This is a genomic window from Variovorax sp. CF079, assembly GCF_900101545.1.
Taxonomy (GTDB): Bacteria; Pseudomonadota; Gammaproteobacteria; order Burkholderiales; family Burkholderiaceae_C; genus Variovorax.
In genome coordinates, this window is sequence record NZ_FMZU01000002.1 from 384532 (window position 1) to 402065 (window position 17534).

Genomic DNA, 17534 nt, shown 5'->3' on the forward strand with positions numbered 1-17534 from the left:
CCTTGGACAGCAGCGCGCACACGCGCGAGTACGCATGGCGCGAGGGCGGGCGCGAGGTTTCGGGTTCGGCCGGCCCGTCGATCACTTGTTGTCCTGGATCGCCTTGACCAGGCGCTGCAGGTCCGGCGTGGAGATGAACTTGGCGTACACCGGTGCCATGGCGGCGCGGAACGAGGCCTTGTCGACGTCGGACACGATGGTGGCGCCGCCCTTGGTGACCACCTCGAGCGACTTGGCCTCCTGCTCGTCCCACTTCTTGCGCTGGAACGCGACCGATTCCTTGGCCGCGGCGCGGAACATGTCCTGCTCGGCCTTGGGCAGCTTGTCATAGACGGCTTTGGACATCACCAGCATCTCGGGCGCCATCGAATGCTCGGTGCGCGAATAGAACTTGACGGCCTCGTAGTGCTTGAAGCCGTCATAGGACGGGATGTTGTTCTCCGCGGCGTCGATCAGCCCGGTCTTGAGGCCGGTGTAGACCTCGCCGATCGGCACCGGCGTGGCATTGGCGCCCATGGCGTTGATCAGCGACACCCACAGGTCGGATTGCTGCACGCGGATCTTCATGCCCTTGGTGTCGGCCAGCGACTTCACCGGCTTCTTGGCGTAGATCGAGCGCGCGCCGCTGTCGTAGAAGGCCAGGCCGACCAGGCCCTCGGGCTCGCAGCTCTTCAGGATCTCCTCGCCGGCCGGGCCGTCGAGCGACTTGCGCATGTGGGCGATCGAGTCGAACAGGAAGGGCATCGTCGGCACCAGCGTCTTGGCGCACAGCGAGTTCAGCGGGCTGATGTTGACGCGGGTCATCTCCAGCGCGCCGATCTTCACCTGGTCGATGGTCTCCTTCTCGGTCCCCAGCGCGCCCTTGTTGAAGACCTTGATCTTGTATTTGCCGTTGCTGCGCTTGTCGAGCAGCTCGCTCATGTACTTGACCGCGGCCACGGTCGGGTAGTCGTCGCTGTTGTGCACATCGGCCGAACGGAATTCGACGGCGTGCGCGGCCACGCCCAAGGCGGCGGCCGCCAGGGCGATCAGGGTGCGGGTGTATGTCATTTGTCTTCCTCTTTGGTGGTGGTTTGTGGAAATTGAACGTTGTCAGGTGCCGAACGCGGGCTCCGCGATGCCTTGGGTGCCGGGGCGCAGCGCGAACAGGCCGCCGGCGAGCGGCTGCTCGGAGAGATCGCCGCCCGGGCGGATCGAGGTCACGAACAGCGTGTCGAGCTTCGGGCCGCCGAAGGCGCACATCGCGGGCTTCTTCACCGGCACTTCGAGCGAGCGGTCGAGCCTGCCTGCGGGCGTGAAGCGGTGCACCAGGCCGGCGTCGTTGCCGCAGATCCAGTAGCAGCCGTCGGCGTCGACCGCGGCGCCGTCGGGCCGGCCGGGCAGCGGCTTCATATCGATGAAGACGCGGCGGTTCGTGGGCGTGCCGCTGGCCGTGTCGTAGTCGAAGGCCCAGATGGTCTGCACGCTCGGGTGCGAATCGGAGAGGTACATCGTGCGGCCGTCGGGGCTGAAGGCCAGGCCGTTGGGCACGATCAGGTCGTCGAGTTGCACGGTGGGTGCTTCGGCGCCTTTGTCATAGCGATAGAGGTGCCCGACGCGCGAGCCGGCGGCCATGTCCATCAGCATGGTGCCGGCCCAGAAGCGGCCCTGGCGGTCGCAACGGCCGTCGTTGAAGCGCATGCCGGGCAGGGCGTGCTCCACCTGGGCGAGCCGCGTCGCGGCGAGCGTGCCGTCGTCCTGCGCTGCAATCGAGAACAGGCCGCTTTCCATGCCCGCGATCCAGGCGCCCGGCACATCGGCGCGCGGCGCGATGCAGGCCAGCATCTCCTCACCGATCCACTTCACATGACCGGCCGCCGACCAGCGGTGCAGCGCCCGACCCGGGATGTCGACCCAATAGAGCGCTTCGTCAGCCGCCGACCACACAGGGCTCTCGCCCGTGCCGCAGCGAGCATCGACCACGAGCTCGGCTTTGCTGGACATGGCCTTCAATCGCCGAAGGGGCCCTGGGCGGTAAAGGCGCCGCCCTGGTAGATGGCGTTCGGGTCGGTCGGTGCCACGGGCGGCTGCGCCTCGATCTTGGCGCGGAAGACTTCCGAGCTGTCCTGCGGCTGGAAGCCCAGGTGCGCGGCCGCGCTGTTGTCCCACCAGACATCGCGGTTGGCCGACACGCCGTAGACCAAGGTATGGCCCACGGAGGGCGTGAAGAGTGACCTCTCGACCAGCGTCGTCAGGTCGCGGTAGCTGAGCCAGGTGCTCATCATGCGGCGGTTGGCCGGCTCGGGGAAGGAGGAGCCGATGCGGATGCTCACGGTCTCGATGCCCCAACGGTCGAAGTAGAACTGCGCCACGTCTTCGCCGAAGGATTTGGACAGGCCGTAGTAGCCGTCGGGCCGGCGCGCGGCGTGGGCGTCGATCGTTTCGCTCTGCTTGTAGAAGCCGATCACATGGTTCGAACTCGCGAACACCACGCGCTTCACGCCATGCCGGCGCGCGCCTTCATAGAGATGGAAGATGCCCTTGATGTTGGCTTCGAGGATTTCCTCGAAAGGGCGTTCGACCGAGACGCCGCCCAGGTGCACGATCGCGTCGCAGCCGGCGATCAGCGCATCGACCGCGGCCTTGTCGGCCAGATCGCAGGGCACGACTTCCTCGTGCTTGCCCTCGGCCGGCGCGAGCGCCGCGATGTCGGAGACGCGCAGCACATCCGCATAAGGACGCAGCCGTTCGCGCAGCACCTTGCCCAGACCGCCGGCGGCGCCCGTCAGTAGCAGCCGGGCCACGCGGGGCGGATTGGCTTTGGAAATCTCGCTCATCTCTTGTTTGTCTCTGGTGGTAAGTTATCGGTTGTCGTACAACGAGATGAGGATTATCATCACCGCATGACGAACCTGTCAACGGGGTCAATCGCTAGCGCCGAAGCCGCCACCTTCACCGGCAGCCCGCGCCGCCGCGGGCGCGGTTTGGCCCATGGCCTGGTCGACGATCTGGGCGAGAAGATCCGCAGCCAGCAGCTCAAGCCGGGCGACAAACTGCCGACCGAGTCGGCCATCATGCAGGCCTACGGCGTGAGCCGCACGGTGGTGCGCGAGGCGCTCTCGAAGCTGCAGGCGGGCGGGCTGGTGGAGACGCACCACGGCATCGGCACCTTCGTGCTGCAGCCCAAGGCCGCGGGCATGTTCCGGCTCGATGCCTCGGACATCGCGACCTCGGTCGACGTGCTCGCGGTGCTCGAACTGCGCATCAGCCTGGAGACCGAATCCGCCGGCCTGGCCGCGACGCGCCGCACCGACGAGCAGCTGGCCGCGATGCGCGAGGCGCTCGACGATTTCGAGCGCAACGTGGCGGTGGCGGGGGACACGGTGGCGCCCGACTTCCGTTTCCATCTGCAGATCGCGCAGGCCACCGGCAACCCGTACTTCGCGGACATCATGAGCCACCTGGGCACCACGATCATTCCACGCACGCGCATCACCGCCATCCGCAACCACGACCGCCGCGGCGAATACCTGAGCCGCGTGAACCGCGAGCATGAAGAGATCTACGCCGCCATCGCGCGGCGCGACCCGGAGTCGGCGCGCGCGGCCATGCGCATCCACCTGACCAACAGCCGCGAGCGGCTGCGGATCGCGCAGGCAGCGGCCAAGAGCGCCGCTGCCGAAGCCGCGCCGCCTGGCGATCCGGCCGATAGCACGCCGCCGGCCTGAGCGGCCGGCGCGCAGGACTGGACAGGGTGTCCAACTAGTTGTACGATGACTGATGACGAGACCCGAAGCGGCATGCATGTGCGTGCCTGCGCGGCAGTCGCCCATTCCCATCCTCAGGAGACACAAGACATGACCATGAATCGACGCGATCTCGTGCTCGGCGCACTCGGCACCGGGCTGCTGGCCGCAAGCGGCGCACAGGCTGCCGACGCCTGGCCCGCCAAACCCATCCGCATCGTGGTGCCGTATCCGCCTGGCGGGTCGTCCGACATCATCGCGCGCTCGATCAGCCAGCCGCTGTCGGAAGCGCTCAAGCAATCGGTCATCGTGGAGAACCGCGCCGGTGCCAACGGCAACCTCGGCGCCGACCTGGTGTCCAAGGCGTCGCCCGACGGCTACACGCTGCTCCTGTGCGACGTCGGCGCGCTCGCGATCAGCCCGTCGGTCTACACCAAGCTGCCGTTCGACCCGTCGAAGGACCTGCGCGGCGTGACCATGCTGGCCTATTCGCCGCACCTGCTGGTTGTGCATCCGTCGGTGCCGGTGAGCAACCTCAAGGAACTGGTCGCGCTGTCGAAGAAGTCCGACCTGAACTTCGCCGTCACCGCCACCGGCAGCGCGCCGCACCTCGCCGGCGTGGCGCTCGAACGCGCCAGCGGCGCGCGCTGGCAGTACGTGCCCTACAAGGGCGGCGTGCAGGCCATCCAGGACACGGTGGGCGGCCAGACCCAGGTGCTGATGAACGGCATGCTCGCGACGCTGCCGCATGTGCAGAGCGGCAAGCTCAAGATCCTCGGCGTCTCCAAGTCCACGCGCATGCCGCTGATCGGCGATGTGCCGACCATTGCCGAGCAGGGCGTGCCGGGCTTCGACTCCGGTACCTGGCAAGGCATGCTGGCGCCGCGCGGCACGCCCGAGGCGGTGATCCAGCGCCTCAACAAGGAACTGGTTTCGATCATCCGTTCGCCCGACATCCGCTCGCGCCTGGCCGGGCAGGGTGCCGAGGTTGTGACCATGGCGCCGACCGAGCAGGAGCAGTTCTTCAACAAGGAACGCGCGCGCTGGGCCAAGGTCGTCGATGCGGCCCAGATCAAGCTGGACTAGAGCAACTATCCCGGCCGTTCGGGCTGAGCTAGTCGAAGCCTGTCCTGAGCAAGGACGAGGAGCCCTTCGACAAGCTCAGGGCGAACGGAGCTGAGGACTCATCTTTTTCTTTCTTCACTTCAATCGAATGAATCCGCAAGAACTCAAATCCATCATGGGCTCCGGCCTGCTGTCCTTCCCGTTGACCGACTTCGACGCCGAAGGCAACTTCCACAAGAAGGGCTACATCGAGCGCCTCGAATGGCTGGCGCCCTACGGCGCGAGCGCGCTGTTCGCGGCCGGCGGCACCGGCGAGTTCTTCTCGCTGACCGCCGACGAATATCCCCAGATCATCCGCACCGCGGTCGACACCTGCCGTGGCAAGGTGCCGATCATCGCGGGCGCCGGGGGCCCCACGCGCTTCGCGATCCAGTGCGCGCAGGCGGCCGAGAAGGCCGGCGCCCACGGCATCCTGCTCTTGCCGCACTACCTGACCGAAGCCGGTCAGGAAGGGCTGGCCGCGCACGTGGAAGCCGTGTGCAAGAGCGTGAAGTTCGGCGTCATCGTCTACAACCGCGGCCAGAGCAAGCTCTACCCGGCCACGCTCGAGAAGCTGGCCGCGCGCTGCCCCAATCTCGTGGGCTTCAAGGACGGCATCGGCGACATCGAGCTCATGAGCTCGATCCACCTGCGCATGGGCGACCGCTTCGCCTACCTCGGTGGCCTGCCGACGGCCGAGGTCTATGCGGCGGCCTACAAGGCGCTGGGCACACCGGTGTATTCCTCGGCGGTGTTCAATTTCATCCCGAAGACCGCGATGGACTTCTACAAGGCGGTGGCCGACGACGACATGGCCACGCAGCACCGCCTGCTCAAGGAGTTCTTCATGCCCTACCTGGAGATCCGCAACAAGGGCCACGGCTACGCGGTGAGCATCGTGAAGGCCGGCGCCAGGATCGTGGGACACGACGCCGGCCCGGTGCGCACGCCGCTCACCGAGCTCAAGCTCGAGGAGTACGACGCGCTGGCGGCGCTGATCGACAAGCTCGGCCCGCAATAGGCCGTTTCCGAGTGCGCCCGTTGCAGGGAGCGTAGAGTTCCCCACTGCGCGGGGCCGCTCTTGCGGCCCTTCCTTTTTTCCCCGACCGACCTCCAAGGAACTGCCATGCAGAACTTCGACAACCTGATCAACGGCGAATGGCGCGCCGGCGCCAGCTACAGCCCGAATACCAATCCGAGCAACCTGGGCGACGTGCTCGGGCAATATGCCCAGGGCGATGCCGCCCAGGTCGATGCGGCCGTCGCCGCGGCCACCGCGGCGTTTCCGGCCTGGTCCACCGGCAGCATCCAGGCGCGCAGCGATGCGCTGGACAAGATCGGCAACGAGATCCTGGCGCGCAAGGAAGAGCTCGGCACCCTGCTCGCGCGCGAGGAGGGCAAGACCAAGCCCGAAGGCATCGGCGAGGCCACGCGCGCCGGCCACATCTTCAAGTTCTTCGCCGGCGAATGCCTGCGTCTCTCGGGCGAAGTCATTCCCTCGGTGCGCCCCGGCATCGGCGTGGAGATCACGCGCGAGCCCGTGGGCGTGGTGGGGCTCATCACGCCGTGGAACTTCCCGATTGCGATCCCTGCCTGGAAGATCGCACCGGCGCTGGCTTTCGGCAATTGCGTGGTGCACAAGCCCGCCGACCTGGTGCCTGGCTGCGCCTGGGCGCTGGCCGAGATCATCAGCCGCTCGGGCATTCCGCCCGGCGTGTTCAACCTCGTGATGGGCCGCGGCAGCGTGATCGGCAATGCGTTGGTCGACCATCCCGGCATCCATGCCATCAGCTTCACCGGCTCGGTCGGCGTCGGCCGCAACATCGCGGTGCAGTGCGCGACGAAGCACAAGAAGGTGCAGCTCGAGATGGGCGGCAAGAACCCGCAGGTCGTCCTGGACGACGCCAACCTCGACCAGGCCGTCGAGCTCAGCGTGCAGAGTGCCTTCTATTCAACCGGCCAGCGCTGCACCGCGTCGAGCCGGCTGATCGTGACCGAGGGCATCTATCCGAAGTTCATCGAGGCGATGAAGGCGCGGATGGCGAAGATCAAGGTCGGCGACGCGCTGGCGCAGGGCACCGATATCGGCCCGGTCTCCAGCGAGAGCCAGCTGCAGCAGGACCTGAACTACATCGAGATCGGCCAGGGCGAGGGCGCCACGCTGGCCGCGGGCGGCGAGCGCCTGAAGCTGGACACCGAGGGCTACTACATGTCGCCGGCGCTCTTCAGCGAATCGGTGGCGTCGATGCGCATCAACCGCGAAGAGATCTTCGGGCCGGTGGCGAGCGTGATCCGGGTGAAGAACTACGAGGAGGCGCTGGCCACCGCCAACGACACCGAGTTCGGCCTGTCGGCGGGCATCGCGACGACGAGCCTGAAGTACGCGACGCACTTCAAGCGCCACAGCCAGGCGGGCATGGTGATGGTCAACCTGCCGACCGCGGGGGTGGACTATCACGTGCCCTTCGGCGGGCGCAAGGGGTCGAGCTATGGGCCGCGGGAGCAGGGGCGCTATGCGCAGGAGTTCTTTACCGTGGTGAAGACGGCTTACACGCTGGCTTGAGCGTCTTGTCTTGCTCCCTCTCCCTCCGGGAGAGGGTTGGGGTTGGAGGCGCCGGAGCCGGGAGTTCGCCCCGGCTCCAGGCCTCAAGATGAAGCGCGTCGTTGCCCCCTTCGCAGCCAGTATTCGATCAGCTCGAACACCCCTTCGCTCAACAGCGCCAGCACCGCCGCCGGCACCGCGCCCGCAACCAGCAACTCGCGGTCGTTGAGCGCAAGGCCGGTCACGATGCGTTCTCCAAAGCCTCCGGCTCCGATGAAGGCCGCGATGGTCGCCGTCCCGATCGCGATCGTCGTTGCCGTCCGTACACCGGCCAAGAGCGTCGGCAGCGACAGTGGCAACAGCACCAACCGCAGGCTCTGCCTGCCGGTCATCCCGAGCGCCGTGCCAGCCTGTCGCAGGCCCACAGGCACCTCGGCCAGCCCGGTCACCGTGTTGCGCATGATCGGCAGCAGCGAATAAAGCGTGAGCGCGATCAGCGCCGGCAGGGTGCCGATCGCACCGATCAGCGAGATCAGCACCGCCAGCATCGCGAGCGATGGCACGGTCTGCAGCAAGCCCGTGAGGCCGAGCACCACGGCGCGCAAGCGCAGGTGCGGAAACACGAGGATGCCCAAGGGCACCGCGATCAGGATCGCGAGCCCGACCGAGACCGCCACCAGCAGCAGATGCTGCCGTGCCAGCCGGCCGAGGTCGGGGCCGAAGAGCTTGGCGGCAAAGCCCCGCGCGGCGCTCTCGGCGCCCGCCGGCCCGCTGTGCTTGCCCTGCGCCAGGAAGTCGCGCGCGATCACGTCGAATGCCACGCCCTGCAGTTCGGCGCGCGCGTTCATCGCGATCATCGCGCGCTCGTCGATGCGGCCTTCGAGCTTCTGCAGCGCGGCCCAGGCCTGCGGAAAGCGCGTGGGCACGTCCAGGCGATACAGCAGCACCGCGTCGTAGCGCGGGAAATAGCGCCGGTCGTCTTCCAGCACGCGCAGGCCGAGGTGGTCGATCTTGGCGTCGGTGGTGTAGATGTCGATCACGTCGATCTGTTTGGCTGCGATCGCGTCGTAGGCCAGGCCGTGGTCCAGGCCGGTCGGCTTCTGGCCGAAGCCGTAGCGCGCGGCCAGGCCCTGCCAGCCATCGGCACGGCCGATGAATTCGTTCGAGAGCCCGAGCCGCAGTTCAGGGTGGCGTGCCAGGTCGCTCAGGCTGCGCACGCCGAGCCGGTCCGCATCGGCCGCGCGCATCGCGAGCGCATAGCCGTCGTTGAAGCCCAGCGGGATGGCGGCGCCGAGCCCGAGCGGCGCGAGCGCGGCGTTCATGGCCTCGCGCGTCATCGGCTGCGGGTTCTTGAGGATCTCCAGACCGATGGTGCCGGTGTATTCGGTGTAGAGATCGATGCCGCCCGAGCGCAGGGCTTCGTAGACGATGGCCGTGTTGCCCAGGCCCTGCCGCACCACGGGCGGGCTCGCCGTATGAGGCGATGCGGTCTGCGCCAGCACTTCCGCCAGGATGTACGACTCGGTGAAGCGCTTGGAGCCGACGCGCAGGCTTCCCTCCTGCGCGTGCGAGGACGAGGCCGCGCAGAGCAGCAGGCCCAGGCAGGACAAGGCGGTCAGCCACGCACGGCGCGAGGGATGCATCGAGCGCAGTGTATCGGCGTGACAGGCCGGTTTCCTACAGCAGCTGGTGTGCGGGGCTGATGCTGCGCCGCACCAGATGAACGCAAGCTGAATCGGTGCTGATCAATTACGTCCGACGCGGTCAAGGAAAGCCCCTGCTGCTCGTTCATGGGCTTGGCAGCAGCTGGCGCTCGTGGCAAACCATCATGGAGCCGCTGGCTGCCAAGCGCGCGGTGGTCGCGATCGACCTGCCCGGTTTCGGCAAGAGCCCGCCGCTGGCAGGAGAAGTCTCCTTGCAGACCCTGGCCAATGCCATCACGGAGTTTCTGCGCGAGCACGACCTGATCGGCACCGACGCCGTCGGCAGTTCGATGGGCGCGCGCCTGGTGCTCGAACTGGCGCGCCGCGGCGGTGTGCTGGGTTGCGTCATCTCGCTCAACCCCGGCGGATTCTGGGCGGGCTGGGAGCGCCAGGTCTTCCACGCTTCGATCTGGCTCTCGGTGCGGCTGGTGCGCGCGCTGCAGTTCGCGATGCCCACGATCACCGCGCACGAATGGTCGCGCAGGCTTCTTCTCACGCAGTTTTCGGCGCAGTCGGCCATGCTGGCGCCGTCGCTTGTGCTCGAGGAAATGCGCAGCTGTGCTGCTGCGCGGTCCTTCAACCTGGTGTTGCGCGATCTCGTGCACGGTGCGCCGCCGCAAGGCGCGACCATCGGCAGCATGCGCAAGCCGCTTGTGATCGGCTGGGGTCGCATGGACCGCGTCTGTTTTCCGCAGCAAGCCGCGCGGGCGCAGCGGCTTTTTCCCGACGCGCGCCTGCACTGGTTCGAGCGCTGCGGCCACTTTCCGCATTGGGACGCGCCGGAGGAAACCGCGCGCCTGATCCTCGAGACCACGGCCGACTGAATCTTTGTGAAAGACGCAATGGCATCCCACAAGAGAAAGAAAAAAGCTTCGCTTCCCCCACCCGAGATCCATGGCGCGCGAGAACTGCCTACGGTGCTGGTCGAGGGCTACAGCCTCCAGTTGCGCGACAAGGACGGCTTCATCGGCGACCAGGCCAGCCAGACGGCGTTCAGGGAGCTGCTGGAGCGCTGGCGACGGCGCCGCCGGAAGAGGGGCAGGGACCCGTTGGGCGCCAAGCATTCGAAGGACCTGCCCAAGAGCACGCTGGACGCCACGCTCAAAGCCGGCCAGACCTCCGAGGCCGCCGACATGGTTCATGGCGCCATCGAGGAATTCGCCGAGGAGCTGGCCTGGGTCATCGAACGCTTCCTGCGCCAGCCGTCATGGCAGGGCGTGGAGCGCATCGTGATCGGCGGCGGCTTCCCGGAGAGCGACGTCGGCGAGCGCGCGGTGCTGCAGGCGGCGGCCATCCTCCAGGGCATGGGCATCGACGTGCAATTGGGCCGCATCGGCCACGAAACCGACGACGGCGGATTGCTCGGCTGGTTGCACCTGGCGCCGCCGCCGCTGCTGAAAGGCCGTGACGCGATCCTCGCGATCGACATCGGCGGCACCAACGTGCGCTGCGGCATCGTCAAGATGCGCCGCAAGCGCGCCAAGGACCTGTCGAAGGCGAAGGTGCAGCGGCGCGAAAAGTGGCGCCATGCGGACGACGGCCCGGCGCGCAAGGTGCTGGTCGAGCGCCTGGTGGACATGCTCCACGATCAGATCCGCTACGCCACGAAGAAGGGCATCCGCCTGGCGCCCTTCATCGGCATCGGCTGCCCGGGCCTGATCCGCAAGGATGGCTCGATCGCGCGCGGCGCGCAGAACCTGCCGGGCGACTGGGAGAGCGAACACTTCCATCTGCCGACCGAGCTGGGCAAAAAAATTCCGACGATCGGCGGCGAGCCCGCCCTGGTTCTGATGCACAACGATGCCGTGGTGCAGGGCCTGAGCGAATTGCCTTTCATGCGCGACGTGAAGCGCTGGGCGATGCTGACCATCGGCACCGGACTTGGCAACGCCAGCTACACCAACAAGACCTAAAGCTGGAACGCGATGGTCAGCAGCAGTCCTTCGGCCACGTCGCGCACGATGCCCGGACGGCGCGCGCGGTAGGTCTCGCCGGCCGAGGCGGTGGCCTCGATCCATTGCGCGAGCCAGTCGATCTCGTTGCGGTCGTAGAACACAACCGCCGCCTCGTGGTTCAGGAGCAGGCTGCGCATGTCGAGGTTGATCGAGCCGCACAGCGCGAGCTCTTCGTCGACCACCACCGCCTTGGCATGCGCCATGAAGGGCAGCATGCGGAAGATCACGCCGGCGCGCGCCAGGTCGCGCATGGCGCGGGCACGCACGAAATCGGCGAGCCGGTGGTTGGACTGCGCGGGAATCGCGATCGTGACCTGCACGCCACGCCGCGCGGCCAGGCGCAGCGCATCGCGCAGGCCGTCGCCGGGCACGAAGTAGGGCGTGATCGCGAGCACGCGGTGCTCGGCGCGGAAGCAGGCGTCGATCAGGAGCGCGTGCGCCGTGTCTTCGGTCTGGTCGGGGCCGCTCGGCAGGAATTGCGCCAGGCCGCCAGCCGGCGGCGCCACCGCGGCCGCGATGGCGCGCGGCTTGCGCCCGCGCACCGAGGCCCAGTCGTGGTCGAACTGGCGCGCCGCCGCGGTGGCCACGCTGCCCCTCAAATCGAAGGACAGGTCGCGCCAGCCCACCGGGTAGTCGTGGTTGCCGAGGAAGTATTCGCCCGCCATGTTGCGGCCGCCCGACCAGAGCCAGCCGTCGTCGGCGATCGTGAGCTTGCGGTGGTTGCGCAGGTTGCGCGGACCCGCGCGGCGCAGGCTGAAGATCGGGCGGAACACGGCCACCTCGGCGCCGGCATCGCGCAGCGTGTCGAAGTGGCTTCGCGGCAGCGACAAGGCGCCGAAGCCGTCGAGCAGCACCCGCACCTTGATGCCTTCGCGCGCGCGCCGCGAGAGCCGGTTGATCGCCTCGTGCCCGAGCGCGTCGTCGCCGATGATGAAGGTGCAGACGTCGATGCGCGTGCGCGCGCCCTCGATCACTTCCCACAGCGCATCGCGCGCGGCGCCGCCGTCGGCATGGAAGCGCACCGCGCAAGGTCCGGGCGCCGCGAGGCCGAAGCTTTCGACCAGGTCGGCAGCCCAGTGCCCGGCAGGTACCGAGCGCCGCGGCCGCGGCGAGCCCGCCGGCCGCAGCTTGCGCTGGCCGAATAGCAGGTAGATCGGCAGGATGAAGTAGGGCAGCAGCACGAGACCCATCACCCATGAAATGGCGGTGCTGGGCGCGCGCTGCTCGCGCCTTGCGCGCGTCGTCAGCACGTAGACGAGCAGCGCGAAGGTGACGACCAGCAAATGCTGCGACGGCGAGGGCAGCCAGTCGAGCAGGTCGTCGATGCGGTTCACGCGAGATGCGACTGGAGGGCCAGGGGCACCGGGCGTCCTTGCGAGGCCAGGAACCTCATCATCGGGCCGACCACTTCGCGCACCGCGGGCCGCGCACCCACGCGTTCGCGCCAGACCAGAAGGCGCGGCGTGTCGCCGGTCATGCCTGCGCCCTTGCGGTCAGCGAACACCTGCGCCATGTAGAAGGCGATGTCGGCAAACGAATAGGAGCCGGCGAGGTGGTCGCCGTGCGCCAGCCGATGTTCCATCTGCACATAGAAACGGGCGCAGGCGGCGCAGGCTGCCACCGCGGCCTCGCTTTGCATGTCGTGCTGCAGGCCCATGAGCTTGATCACGTGCGGGAAGAACACCTCGTCTGACATGTGCTCGAGCTGGCGCGCCCGTGCCCGCTCGACCACGCCGCGCGGCCACAGCGGCGGATCGGGCACCCGGTCTTCGAGGTACTCGAAGATCTGCGTCGAGTCGAAGATCTCGACCTCGCCGTCGATCAATACCGGCACCTGCCGCTTGGGGTTGATGCGCAGCACCTCGGGGTGCCTGGGCTCGTAGTTGTCGTCGCGGTCGAAGGGCACCATCACGGCTTCGATCGCGATGCCTTTTTCAAGCGCCGCGATCTGCGCTTTGGCGCCGAACATGCTGAGGGGGCCGGTGAAGAGCTTCATGGAGCGCGATCATGCCCCGACTTCACCTCGCGTGCACCTCAGAGGGAGCCCCACACCTCCTGTGCGGTTTCCACGACCAGCCGCAGCTTCGCGCGCTGCGCCTCGACGGCGATGTTGTTGCCGTGCACCGTGCTCGAGAATCCGCATTGCGGCGAGAGCGCGAGCTGCTCCAGCGGCACGTATTTGGCGGCTGCCTCGATGCGCGCCTTGAGCTCGTCCTTGTCTTCCATCTCGCCGAACTTGGTGGTCACCAGGCCCAGCACCACGGTCTTGCCCTTGGGCAGGAAGCGCAGCGGCCGGAAGTCGCCCGAGCGGGCGTCGTCGTACTCGAGGAAGTAGGCGTCGAGGTCCATCTCCTTGAGCAGCGCCTCGGCCACCGGCTCGTAGTTGCCGGCCGCCGCATGCGTGCTCTTGAAGTTGCCGCGGCACAGGTGCATCGCGAGGATCATGCCCTCGGGCTTCTGCGCCACCACCTTGTTGATGAAGGCGGCGTAGCGGTGCGGCAGCTCGTTGGGGTCGTCGCCGCGCTGGCGGGCGGCTTCGCGCATCTTCTCGTCGCACAGGTAGGCGAGGTTGGTGTCGTCCATCTGCACGTAGTTGCACCCGGCCGCGGCCAGCGAGCGCAGTTCGTCGCCGTAGGCCCTGGCCACGTCGTCGTAGAACTCCGGGTCGAGTTCGGGGTAGGCCACCTTGCTGATGCCGGCGCGGCCGCCGCGGAAGTGCAGCATGGTGGGCGAGGGGATCGTGACCTTGGGCGTGTTGCCGGCCGACACCTGGCTCTTGAGGTACTCGAAGTCCGCGAGCTGGATGCACTTCGCGTGCGTCACCTTGTCGATGACGCGCATCACCGGCGGTGCCAGCTCCTCGGTGCCGTCGGGCTTCTTGATGGTGACCGGGATGTCGGTCTTCACGCCGCCGAGCTGCTCGAGGAAGTCGATGTGGAAGTAGGTGCGGCGGAACTCGCCGTCGGTGATGCTCTTGAGGCCGATGTCCTCCTGGAACTTCACGATCTCGGTGATGGCCTTGTCTTCGACCCCGCGAAGCTGTTCGGGCGTGATCTCGCCCTTGGCTTTTTGCTCGCGGGCTTCGAGCAGGTATTTGGGGCGCAGGAAGCTGCCGACGTGGTCGTAGCGGGCAGGCAGGCGGGCGTGCTGGGACATGGGGTGCTCCGTCGAAATCAGAAAAAGTACGGTCGATCGTAATCTCATGCCGATGGACCGCGATGGATACAGTGGAGTCGGTATTTACCCTCGTTTTAGCCGAAAAGTGTTGGAAATACCGGTTCAAATGTATACATTGAGTATCCCATGAGCACCTCTTCAAGCCCTTTTCCACTCAACGCCTGGTACGCGGCCGCCTACGACGTCGAGCTCAAGCACGCGCTGCTGGCACGCACCGTCTGCAACCAGAAACTGGTGCTGTACCGGCGCACCGACGGCCAGGTCGCCGCGCTGGAAGACGCCTGCTGGCACCGGCTGATGCCGCTGTCGATGGGCCGCCTCGATGGCGACGAGCTGGTCTGCGGCTACCACGGCCTGGTCTACAACAGCCAGGGTCGCTGCACCCACATGCCGAGCCAGGAGACGCTGAACCCGTCGGCCTGCGTGCGCGCCTACCCGGCGGTCGAGAAGCACCGCTTCGTCTGGGTCTGGCCCGGCGATCCGGCCAAGGCCGACCCGGCGCTGGTGCCCGACATGCACTGGAACGACGACCCGGCCTGGGCCGGCGACGGCAAGATGATCCGCGTGGCCTGCGACTACCGGCTGGTGGTCGACAACCTGATGGACCTCACGCACGAGACCTTCGTGCACGGCTCCTCGATCGGCAACCGCGCGGTGGCGGAGGCGCCCTTCGTCGCGACCCACGGCGACCGCTCGGCCACCGTCACGCGCTGGATGGAGAACATCGATGCGCCGCCCTTCTGGGCCGCGCAGATCCGGCATGCCCACGGCTACCAGGGCAAGGTCGACCGCTGGCAGATCATCCGCTTCGAGGGTCCCTGCACCGTCAACATCGATGTCGGCGTGGCCGAGGCGGGCAGCGGCGCGGTGCCGCGCGACGGCGCGGCGGGCGACCGCAGCCAGGGCGTCAACGGCTACGTGCTCAACACCATCACGCCCGAGACCGACAAGAGCTGCCTCTATTTCTGGGCTTTCGCGCGCAACTACTGCATCGGCGAGCAGCGCCTCACGCACGAGCTGCGCGAAGGCGTGGCCGGCATCTTCCGCGAGGACGAGCTGGTGCTCGAAGCCCAGCAGCGCGCCATCGACGAGCGGCCCGACTACAGCTTCTACAACCTCAACATCGACGCCGGCGCGATGTGGGCGCGACGGCTCATCGACCAGATGATCGCGAAGGAAAGGCCGCGAACAGCTGCCATTCCGATCCGGCCCGCGGCCGAAGCGGCGGGGGAGCGCACGTGAGCATCGTCGCAACCGAGCCTTCGGAAGTTGGCAGCTCGCAGGCCGTCAAGGCCCAGTTGCGGCTGCGCGAGATGGTGCTGGCCGGCGAGCTGCCCGGCGGCGCGCGCATCGCCGAGGTGGCGATCTCCGAGCTGCTGGGGGTGTCGCGCACGCCGGTGCGCAGCGCGCTCATGCGGCTCGAGCAGGAAGGCCTGCTCGAAGCCCTGCCCAACGGCGGCTACGCGGTGCGCACTTTTTCCGAGCGCGACGTGTCCGACGCCATCGAGCTGCGCGGCACGCTCGAAGGCCTGTCGGCGCGGCTCGCGGCCGAGCGCGGCGCGGCGCCGGTGGTGCTGCGCGAGGCACGTGCCTGCCTGAAGCGCATCGACGAACTGCTGAAGGAGCCCGCGCTCGACGATGCGGCCTTCTCGCGCTATGTGACTTTCAACGAGCAGTTCCACCGGCTTCTGTCCGAGATGGCGGGCAGTCCGCTGATCGCGCAGCAGCTGGAACGCGTGATCAACCTGCCTTTCGCTTCGCCCTCGGGTTTCGTGGTGGTGCAGGCGAACTCGCCGGCCGCGCGCGACATGCTGCTGATCGCGCAGGACCAGCACGGCCAGGTGCTCGATGCGATCGAGAACCGCGAAGGCTCGCGCGCCGAGGCGCTGATGCGCGAGCACAGCCGCCTCGCGCAGCGCAACCTGCGCGAGGCGCTGCACGGCGCGCAGAACCACCCCTTGCCCGGCGTGCAATTGATTCGCCGCAGAGCCTGATGAAAAGCGATACCCACTGGATGCCCGCGCGCATCACTGCCCTGCGCGACCTGACGCCGACCGTGCGCGAGTTCGAGATCACGCCCGAGTCGGGCATTGCCGCGACGCACGAGCCCGGCGCGCATCTGCAGGTGCAGGTGCTGGTCGGCGCACCGGGCTCGGGGCGCATGCAGACGCGCTCCTACTCGGTCGTCGGCGAGCCCGACGAACGTTCCTGGCGCATCGCGGTCAAGCGCCTGGACGATGGCCGCGGCGGTTCGCTCGCGATGTGGCGCTTGGCGATCGGCGACCGATTGCTCGTCGCCGAGCCGCAGAGCCACTTCGGCCTCGACACCACGGCGCCGGGCTACCTGCTGGTGGCAGGCGGCATCGGCATCACGCCGCTGGTCTTCATGGCGCAGCGCCTGGGCGCGCTGGCCGAGCGCAACGGCGTGCGTGTGCGCATGCTCTACGGGGCGCGCAGCGCCGAGGAACTGGCCTACCTGCCCACGCTGCAGGAGGCGCTGGGCGCCAACGTGCAGGCCCACACCGGCAGCGCGCCGATCGACTTCGCCGCCGAGATCGCGGCCCTGCCGGCCGGCGGCCAGCTCTACACCTGCGGGCCGGTGCCGATGCTCGAAGCCGTCAAGCGCGCCTGGGCCGCCGCCGGCCGCGTGCCGGCCGACTTGCGCTTCGAGACCTTCGGCAGCAGCGGCCGGCTGGCGGCGCAGGCCTTCGAGGTGCGCATTCCGCGCCACGACCTGGCGATCACCGTGCCGGCCGACGGCACCCTGCTCGAGGCGCTCGAAGCCGCCGGCGTGCAGACCCTCTGGGATTGCCGGCGCGGCGAATGCGGGCTGTGCGCGATGGACGTGCTTGCGGTCGAGGGCGAGATCGACCACCGCGACGTGTTCCTGAGCGAGCACGAGAAAGAGCAGGGCCAGCGTATCTGCGCTTGCGTATCGCGCGCGGTCGGAACGATCACCATCGATTCGGCATGGCGTCCCGAAAGTCCATGAAGCGCCGAAAGGCTTTGCGCGATCATCGCGCGCCCCGTTGGCTAATCGCGCAGAAACATGCAGCCCCAGCGCAGCGCTAGGTGTTTGCCTCGGCGCGATCGCAGTTTCGTTTGTTCACAATAGCCAGCATTCCGCTTTCAGCAAAAAGGAGACTTCCATGCAACGTCGCCACCTTGTCCAGGCCGCGAGCCTTGCGGCCATTGCGCTGGCCATGCCGCTGGCCCAGGCCCAGGGCAACACTTTCAAGATCGGCCTGGTGCTGCCGATGACGGGCCAGCAGGCCACCACCGGCCGCCAGATCGAGGCCGCGGCCCGGCTCTACATGGCGCAAAACGG

General features: G+C 67.8%; 16 protein-coding genes and 1 pseudogene. 10 read left to right on the forward strand and 7 right to left on the reverse strand.

The features are described from left to right. Positions 1-81: 81 nt before the first annotated feature. From BLS74_RS04350 to BLS74_RS04360, 3 genes are read right to left on the reverse strand one after another with little or no spacing between them, the layout of a single operon-like run. Positions 82-1050, reverse strand: a complete 969-nt coding sequence (locus BLS74_RS04350; RefSeq protein ID WP_093103214.1) for a TRAP transporter substrate-binding protein — start codon at positions 1048-1050, stop codon at positions 82-84. A 42-nt stretch (positions 1051-1092) separates the two neighbouring features. Next, positions 1093-1983 (reverse strand): SMP-30/gluconolactonase/LRE family protein, encoded by an 891-nt coding sequence (locus BLS74_RS04355; RefSeq protein ID WP_093103215.1) that lies wholly within the window; start codon positions 1981-1983, stop codon positions 1093-1095. 5 nt (positions 1984-1988) lie between these two features. After that, a complete protein-coding gene (locus BLS74_RS04360; RefSeq protein ID WP_093103217.1) occupies positions 1989-2816 on the reverse strand; it encodes an NAD-dependent epimerase/dehydratase family protein in 828 nt (275 codons plus the stop codon). A 66-nt stretch (positions 2817-2882) separates the two neighbouring features. Here BLS74_RS04360 and BLS74_RS04365 point away from each other — a divergent pair, with 66 nt between their 5' ends. The 4 genes from BLS74_RS04365 to BLS74_RS04380 all read left to right on the forward strand — a co-directional run bounded on the left by BLS74_RS04365 (position 2883) and on the right by BLS74_RS04380 (position 7392). Further along, positions 2883-3707 (forward strand): FadR/GntR family transcriptional regulator, encoded by an 825-nt coding sequence (locus BLS74_RS04365; protein ID WP_093103218.1) that lies wholly within the window; start codon positions 2883-2885, stop codon positions 3705-3707. Between the two features lie 129 nt (positions 3708-3836). Beyond that, the gene (locus BLS74_RS04370; protein ID WP_093103220.1) at positions 3837-4811 is read left to right on the forward strand and encodes a Bug family tripartite tricarboxylate transporter substrate binding protein; all 975 of its coding nucleotides are present in this window, start codon (positions 3837-3839) and stop codon (positions 4809-4811) included. 127 nt (positions 4812-4938) lie between these two features. Then, positions 4939-5850: a 5-dehydro-4-deoxyglucarate dehydratase gene (gene kdgD, locus BLS74_RS04375; RefSeq protein WP_093103221.1), complete on the forward strand. Its 912-nt coding sequence runs from the start codon at positions 4939-4941 to the stop codon at positions 5848-5850. Positions 5851-5955: 105 nt separating this feature from the next. After that, on the forward strand, positions 5956-7392 hold the full coding sequence (locus tag BLS74_RS04380; RefSeq protein ID WP_093103223.1) for an aldehyde dehydrogenase family protein: 1437 nt from the start codon (positions 5956-5958) through the stop codon (positions 7390-7392). An 83-nt stretch (positions 7393-7475) separates the two neighbouring features. Here BLS74_RS04380 and BLS74_RS04385 read toward each other — a convergent pair whose 3' ends face one another. Continuing rightward, complete coding sequence (locus BLS74_RS04385; RefSeq protein WP_093103224.1) at positions 7476-9014, reverse strand: ABC transporter permease/substrate-binding protein; 1539 nt, start codon at positions 9012-9014, stop codon at positions 7476-7478. 95 nt (positions 9015-9109) lie between these two features. On the opposite strand from BLS74_RS04385, the gene BLS74_RS04390 reads away from it, so the two are divergent. Further along, positions 9110-9898 carry an alpha/beta fold hydrolase gene (locus tag BLS74_RS04390; RefSeq protein ID WP_093103226.1) on the forward strand — a complete coding sequence of 263 codons (789 nt, stop codon included), beginning with the start codon at positions 9110-9112 and terminating at the stop codon, positions 9896-9898. Between the two features lie 18 nt (positions 9899-9916). Beyond that, positions 9917-10987 (forward strand): ROK family protein, encoded by a 1071-nt coding sequence (locus BLS74_RS04395; protein ID WP_093103227.1) that lies wholly within the window; start codon positions 9917-9919, stop codon positions 10985-10987. On the opposite strand, the gene BLS74_RS04400 is transcribed toward BLS74_RS04395, so the two are convergent. Genes BLS74_RS04400 through BLS74_RS04410 form a run of 3 tightly spaced genes read right to left on the reverse strand, consistent with a single transcriptional unit; the run spans position 10984 to position 14185 of the window. Next, positions 10984-12363, reverse strand: coding sequence for a phospholipase D-like domain-containing protein (locus BLS74_RS04400; RefSeq protein ID WP_244503746.1), 1380 nt, complete (start codon positions 12361-12363; stop codon positions 10984-10986). The two genes, BLS74_RS04395 and BLS74_RS04400, sit on opposite strands and share 4 nt — an antisense overlap. After that, positions 12360-13025, reverse strand: coding sequence for a glutathione S-transferase family protein (locus BLS74_RS04405; RefSeq protein ID WP_093103229.1), 666 nt, complete (start codon positions 13023-13025; stop codon positions 12360-12362). Before BLS74_RS04405 ends, BLS74_RS04400 begins: the two co-directional genes overlap by 4 nt. A 38-nt stretch (positions 13026-13063) precedes the next feature. Further along, a complete protein-coding gene (locus BLS74_RS04410) occupies positions 13064-14185 on the reverse strand; it encodes a 5-methyltetrahydropteroyltriglutamate--homocysteine S-methyltransferase (protein WP_093103230.1) in 1122 nt (373 codons plus the stop codon). Between the two features lie 147 nt (positions 14186-14332). On the opposite strand from BLS74_RS04410, the gene BLS74_RS04415 reads away from it, so the two are divergent. The 4 genes and pseudogenes from BLS74_RS04415 to BLS74_RS34970 all read left to right on the forward strand — a co-directional run. Next, positions 14333-15448, forward strand: coding sequence for an aromatic ring-hydroxylating dioxygenase subunit alpha (locus BLS74_RS04415; RefSeq protein WP_093103232.1), 1116 nt, complete (start codon positions 14333-14335; stop codon positions 15446-15448). Continuing rightward, positions 15445-16200: a GntR family transcriptional regulator gene (locus BLS74_RS04420; protein WP_093103233.1), complete on the forward strand. Its 756-nt coding sequence runs from the start codon at positions 15445-15447 to the stop codon at positions 16198-16200. The genes BLS74_RS04415 and BLS74_RS04420 overlap by 4 nt, the downstream gene beginning before the upstream one ends. Next, on the forward strand, positions 16200-17198 hold the full coding sequence (locus BLS74_RS04425; protein WP_093103235.1) for a PDR/VanB family oxidoreductase: 999 nt from the start codon (positions 16200-16202) through the stop codon (positions 17196-17198). Before BLS74_RS04420 ends, BLS74_RS04425 begins: the two co-directional genes overlap by 1 nt. Before the next feature lie 157 nt (positions 17199-17355). Continuing rightward, a pseudogene (locus BLS74_RS34970) lies at positions 17356-17534 on the forward strand (ABC transporter substrate-binding protein); the annotation flags it as partial.

Excerpts from the sequence above, each read along its gene's own strand:
- BLS74_RS04425 (WP_093103235.1), top strand. The coding sequence starts at position 16,200 with ATGAAAAGCGATACCCACTGGATGCCCGCGCGCATCACTGCCCTGCGC.
- BLS74_RS04370 (WP_093103220.1), top strand. The coding sequence starts at position 3,837 with ATGACCATGAATCGACGCGATCTCGTGCTCGGCGCACTCGGCACCGGG.
- BLS74_RS04380 (WP_093103223.1), top strand. The coding sequence starts at position 5,956 with ATGCAGAACTTCGACAACCTGATCAACGGCGAATGGCGCGCCGGCGCC.
- BLS74_RS04355 (WP_093103215.1), bottom strand. The coding sequence starts at position 1,983 with ATGTCCAGCAAAGCCGAGCTCGTGGTCGATGCTCGCTGCGGCACGGGC.
- BLS74_RS04415 (WP_093103232.1), top strand. The coding sequence starts at position 14,333 with ATGAGCACCTCTTCAAGCCCTTTTCCACTCAACGCCTGGTACGCGGCC.
- BLS74_RS04385 (WP_093103224.1), bottom strand. The coding sequence starts at position 9,014 with ATGCATCCCTCGCGCCGTGCGTGGCTGACCGCCTTGTCCTGCCTGGGC.
- BLS74_RS04395 (WP_093103227.1), top strand. The coding sequence starts at position 9,917 with ATGGCATCCCACAAGAGAAAGAAAAAAGCTTCGCTTCCCCCACCCGAG.
- BLS74_RS04410 (WP_093103230.1), bottom strand. The coding sequence starts at position 14,185 with ATGTCCCAGCACGCCCGCCTGCCTGCCCGCTACGACCACGTCGGCAGC.
- BLS74_RS04350 (WP_093103214.1), bottom strand. The coding sequence starts at position 1,050 with ATGACATACACCCGCACCCTGATCGCCCTGGCGGCCGCCGCCTTGGGC.
- BLS74_RS04405 (WP_093103229.1), bottom strand. The coding sequence starts at position 13,025 with ATGAAGCTCTTCACCGGCCCCCTCAGCATGTTCGGCGCCAAAGCGCAG.
- BLS74_RS04365 (WP_093103218.1), top strand. The coding sequence starts at position 2,883 with ATGACGAACCTGTCAACGGGGTCAATCGCTAGCGCCGAAGCCGCCACC.
- BLS74_RS04360 (WP_093103217.1), bottom strand. The coding sequence starts at position 2,816 with ATGAGCGAGATTTCCAAAGCCAATCCGCCCCGCGTGGCCCGGCTGCTA.
- kdgD (WP_093103221.1), top strand. The coding sequence starts at position 4,939 with ATGAATCCGCAAGAACTCAAATCCATCATGGGCTCCGGCCTGCTGTCC.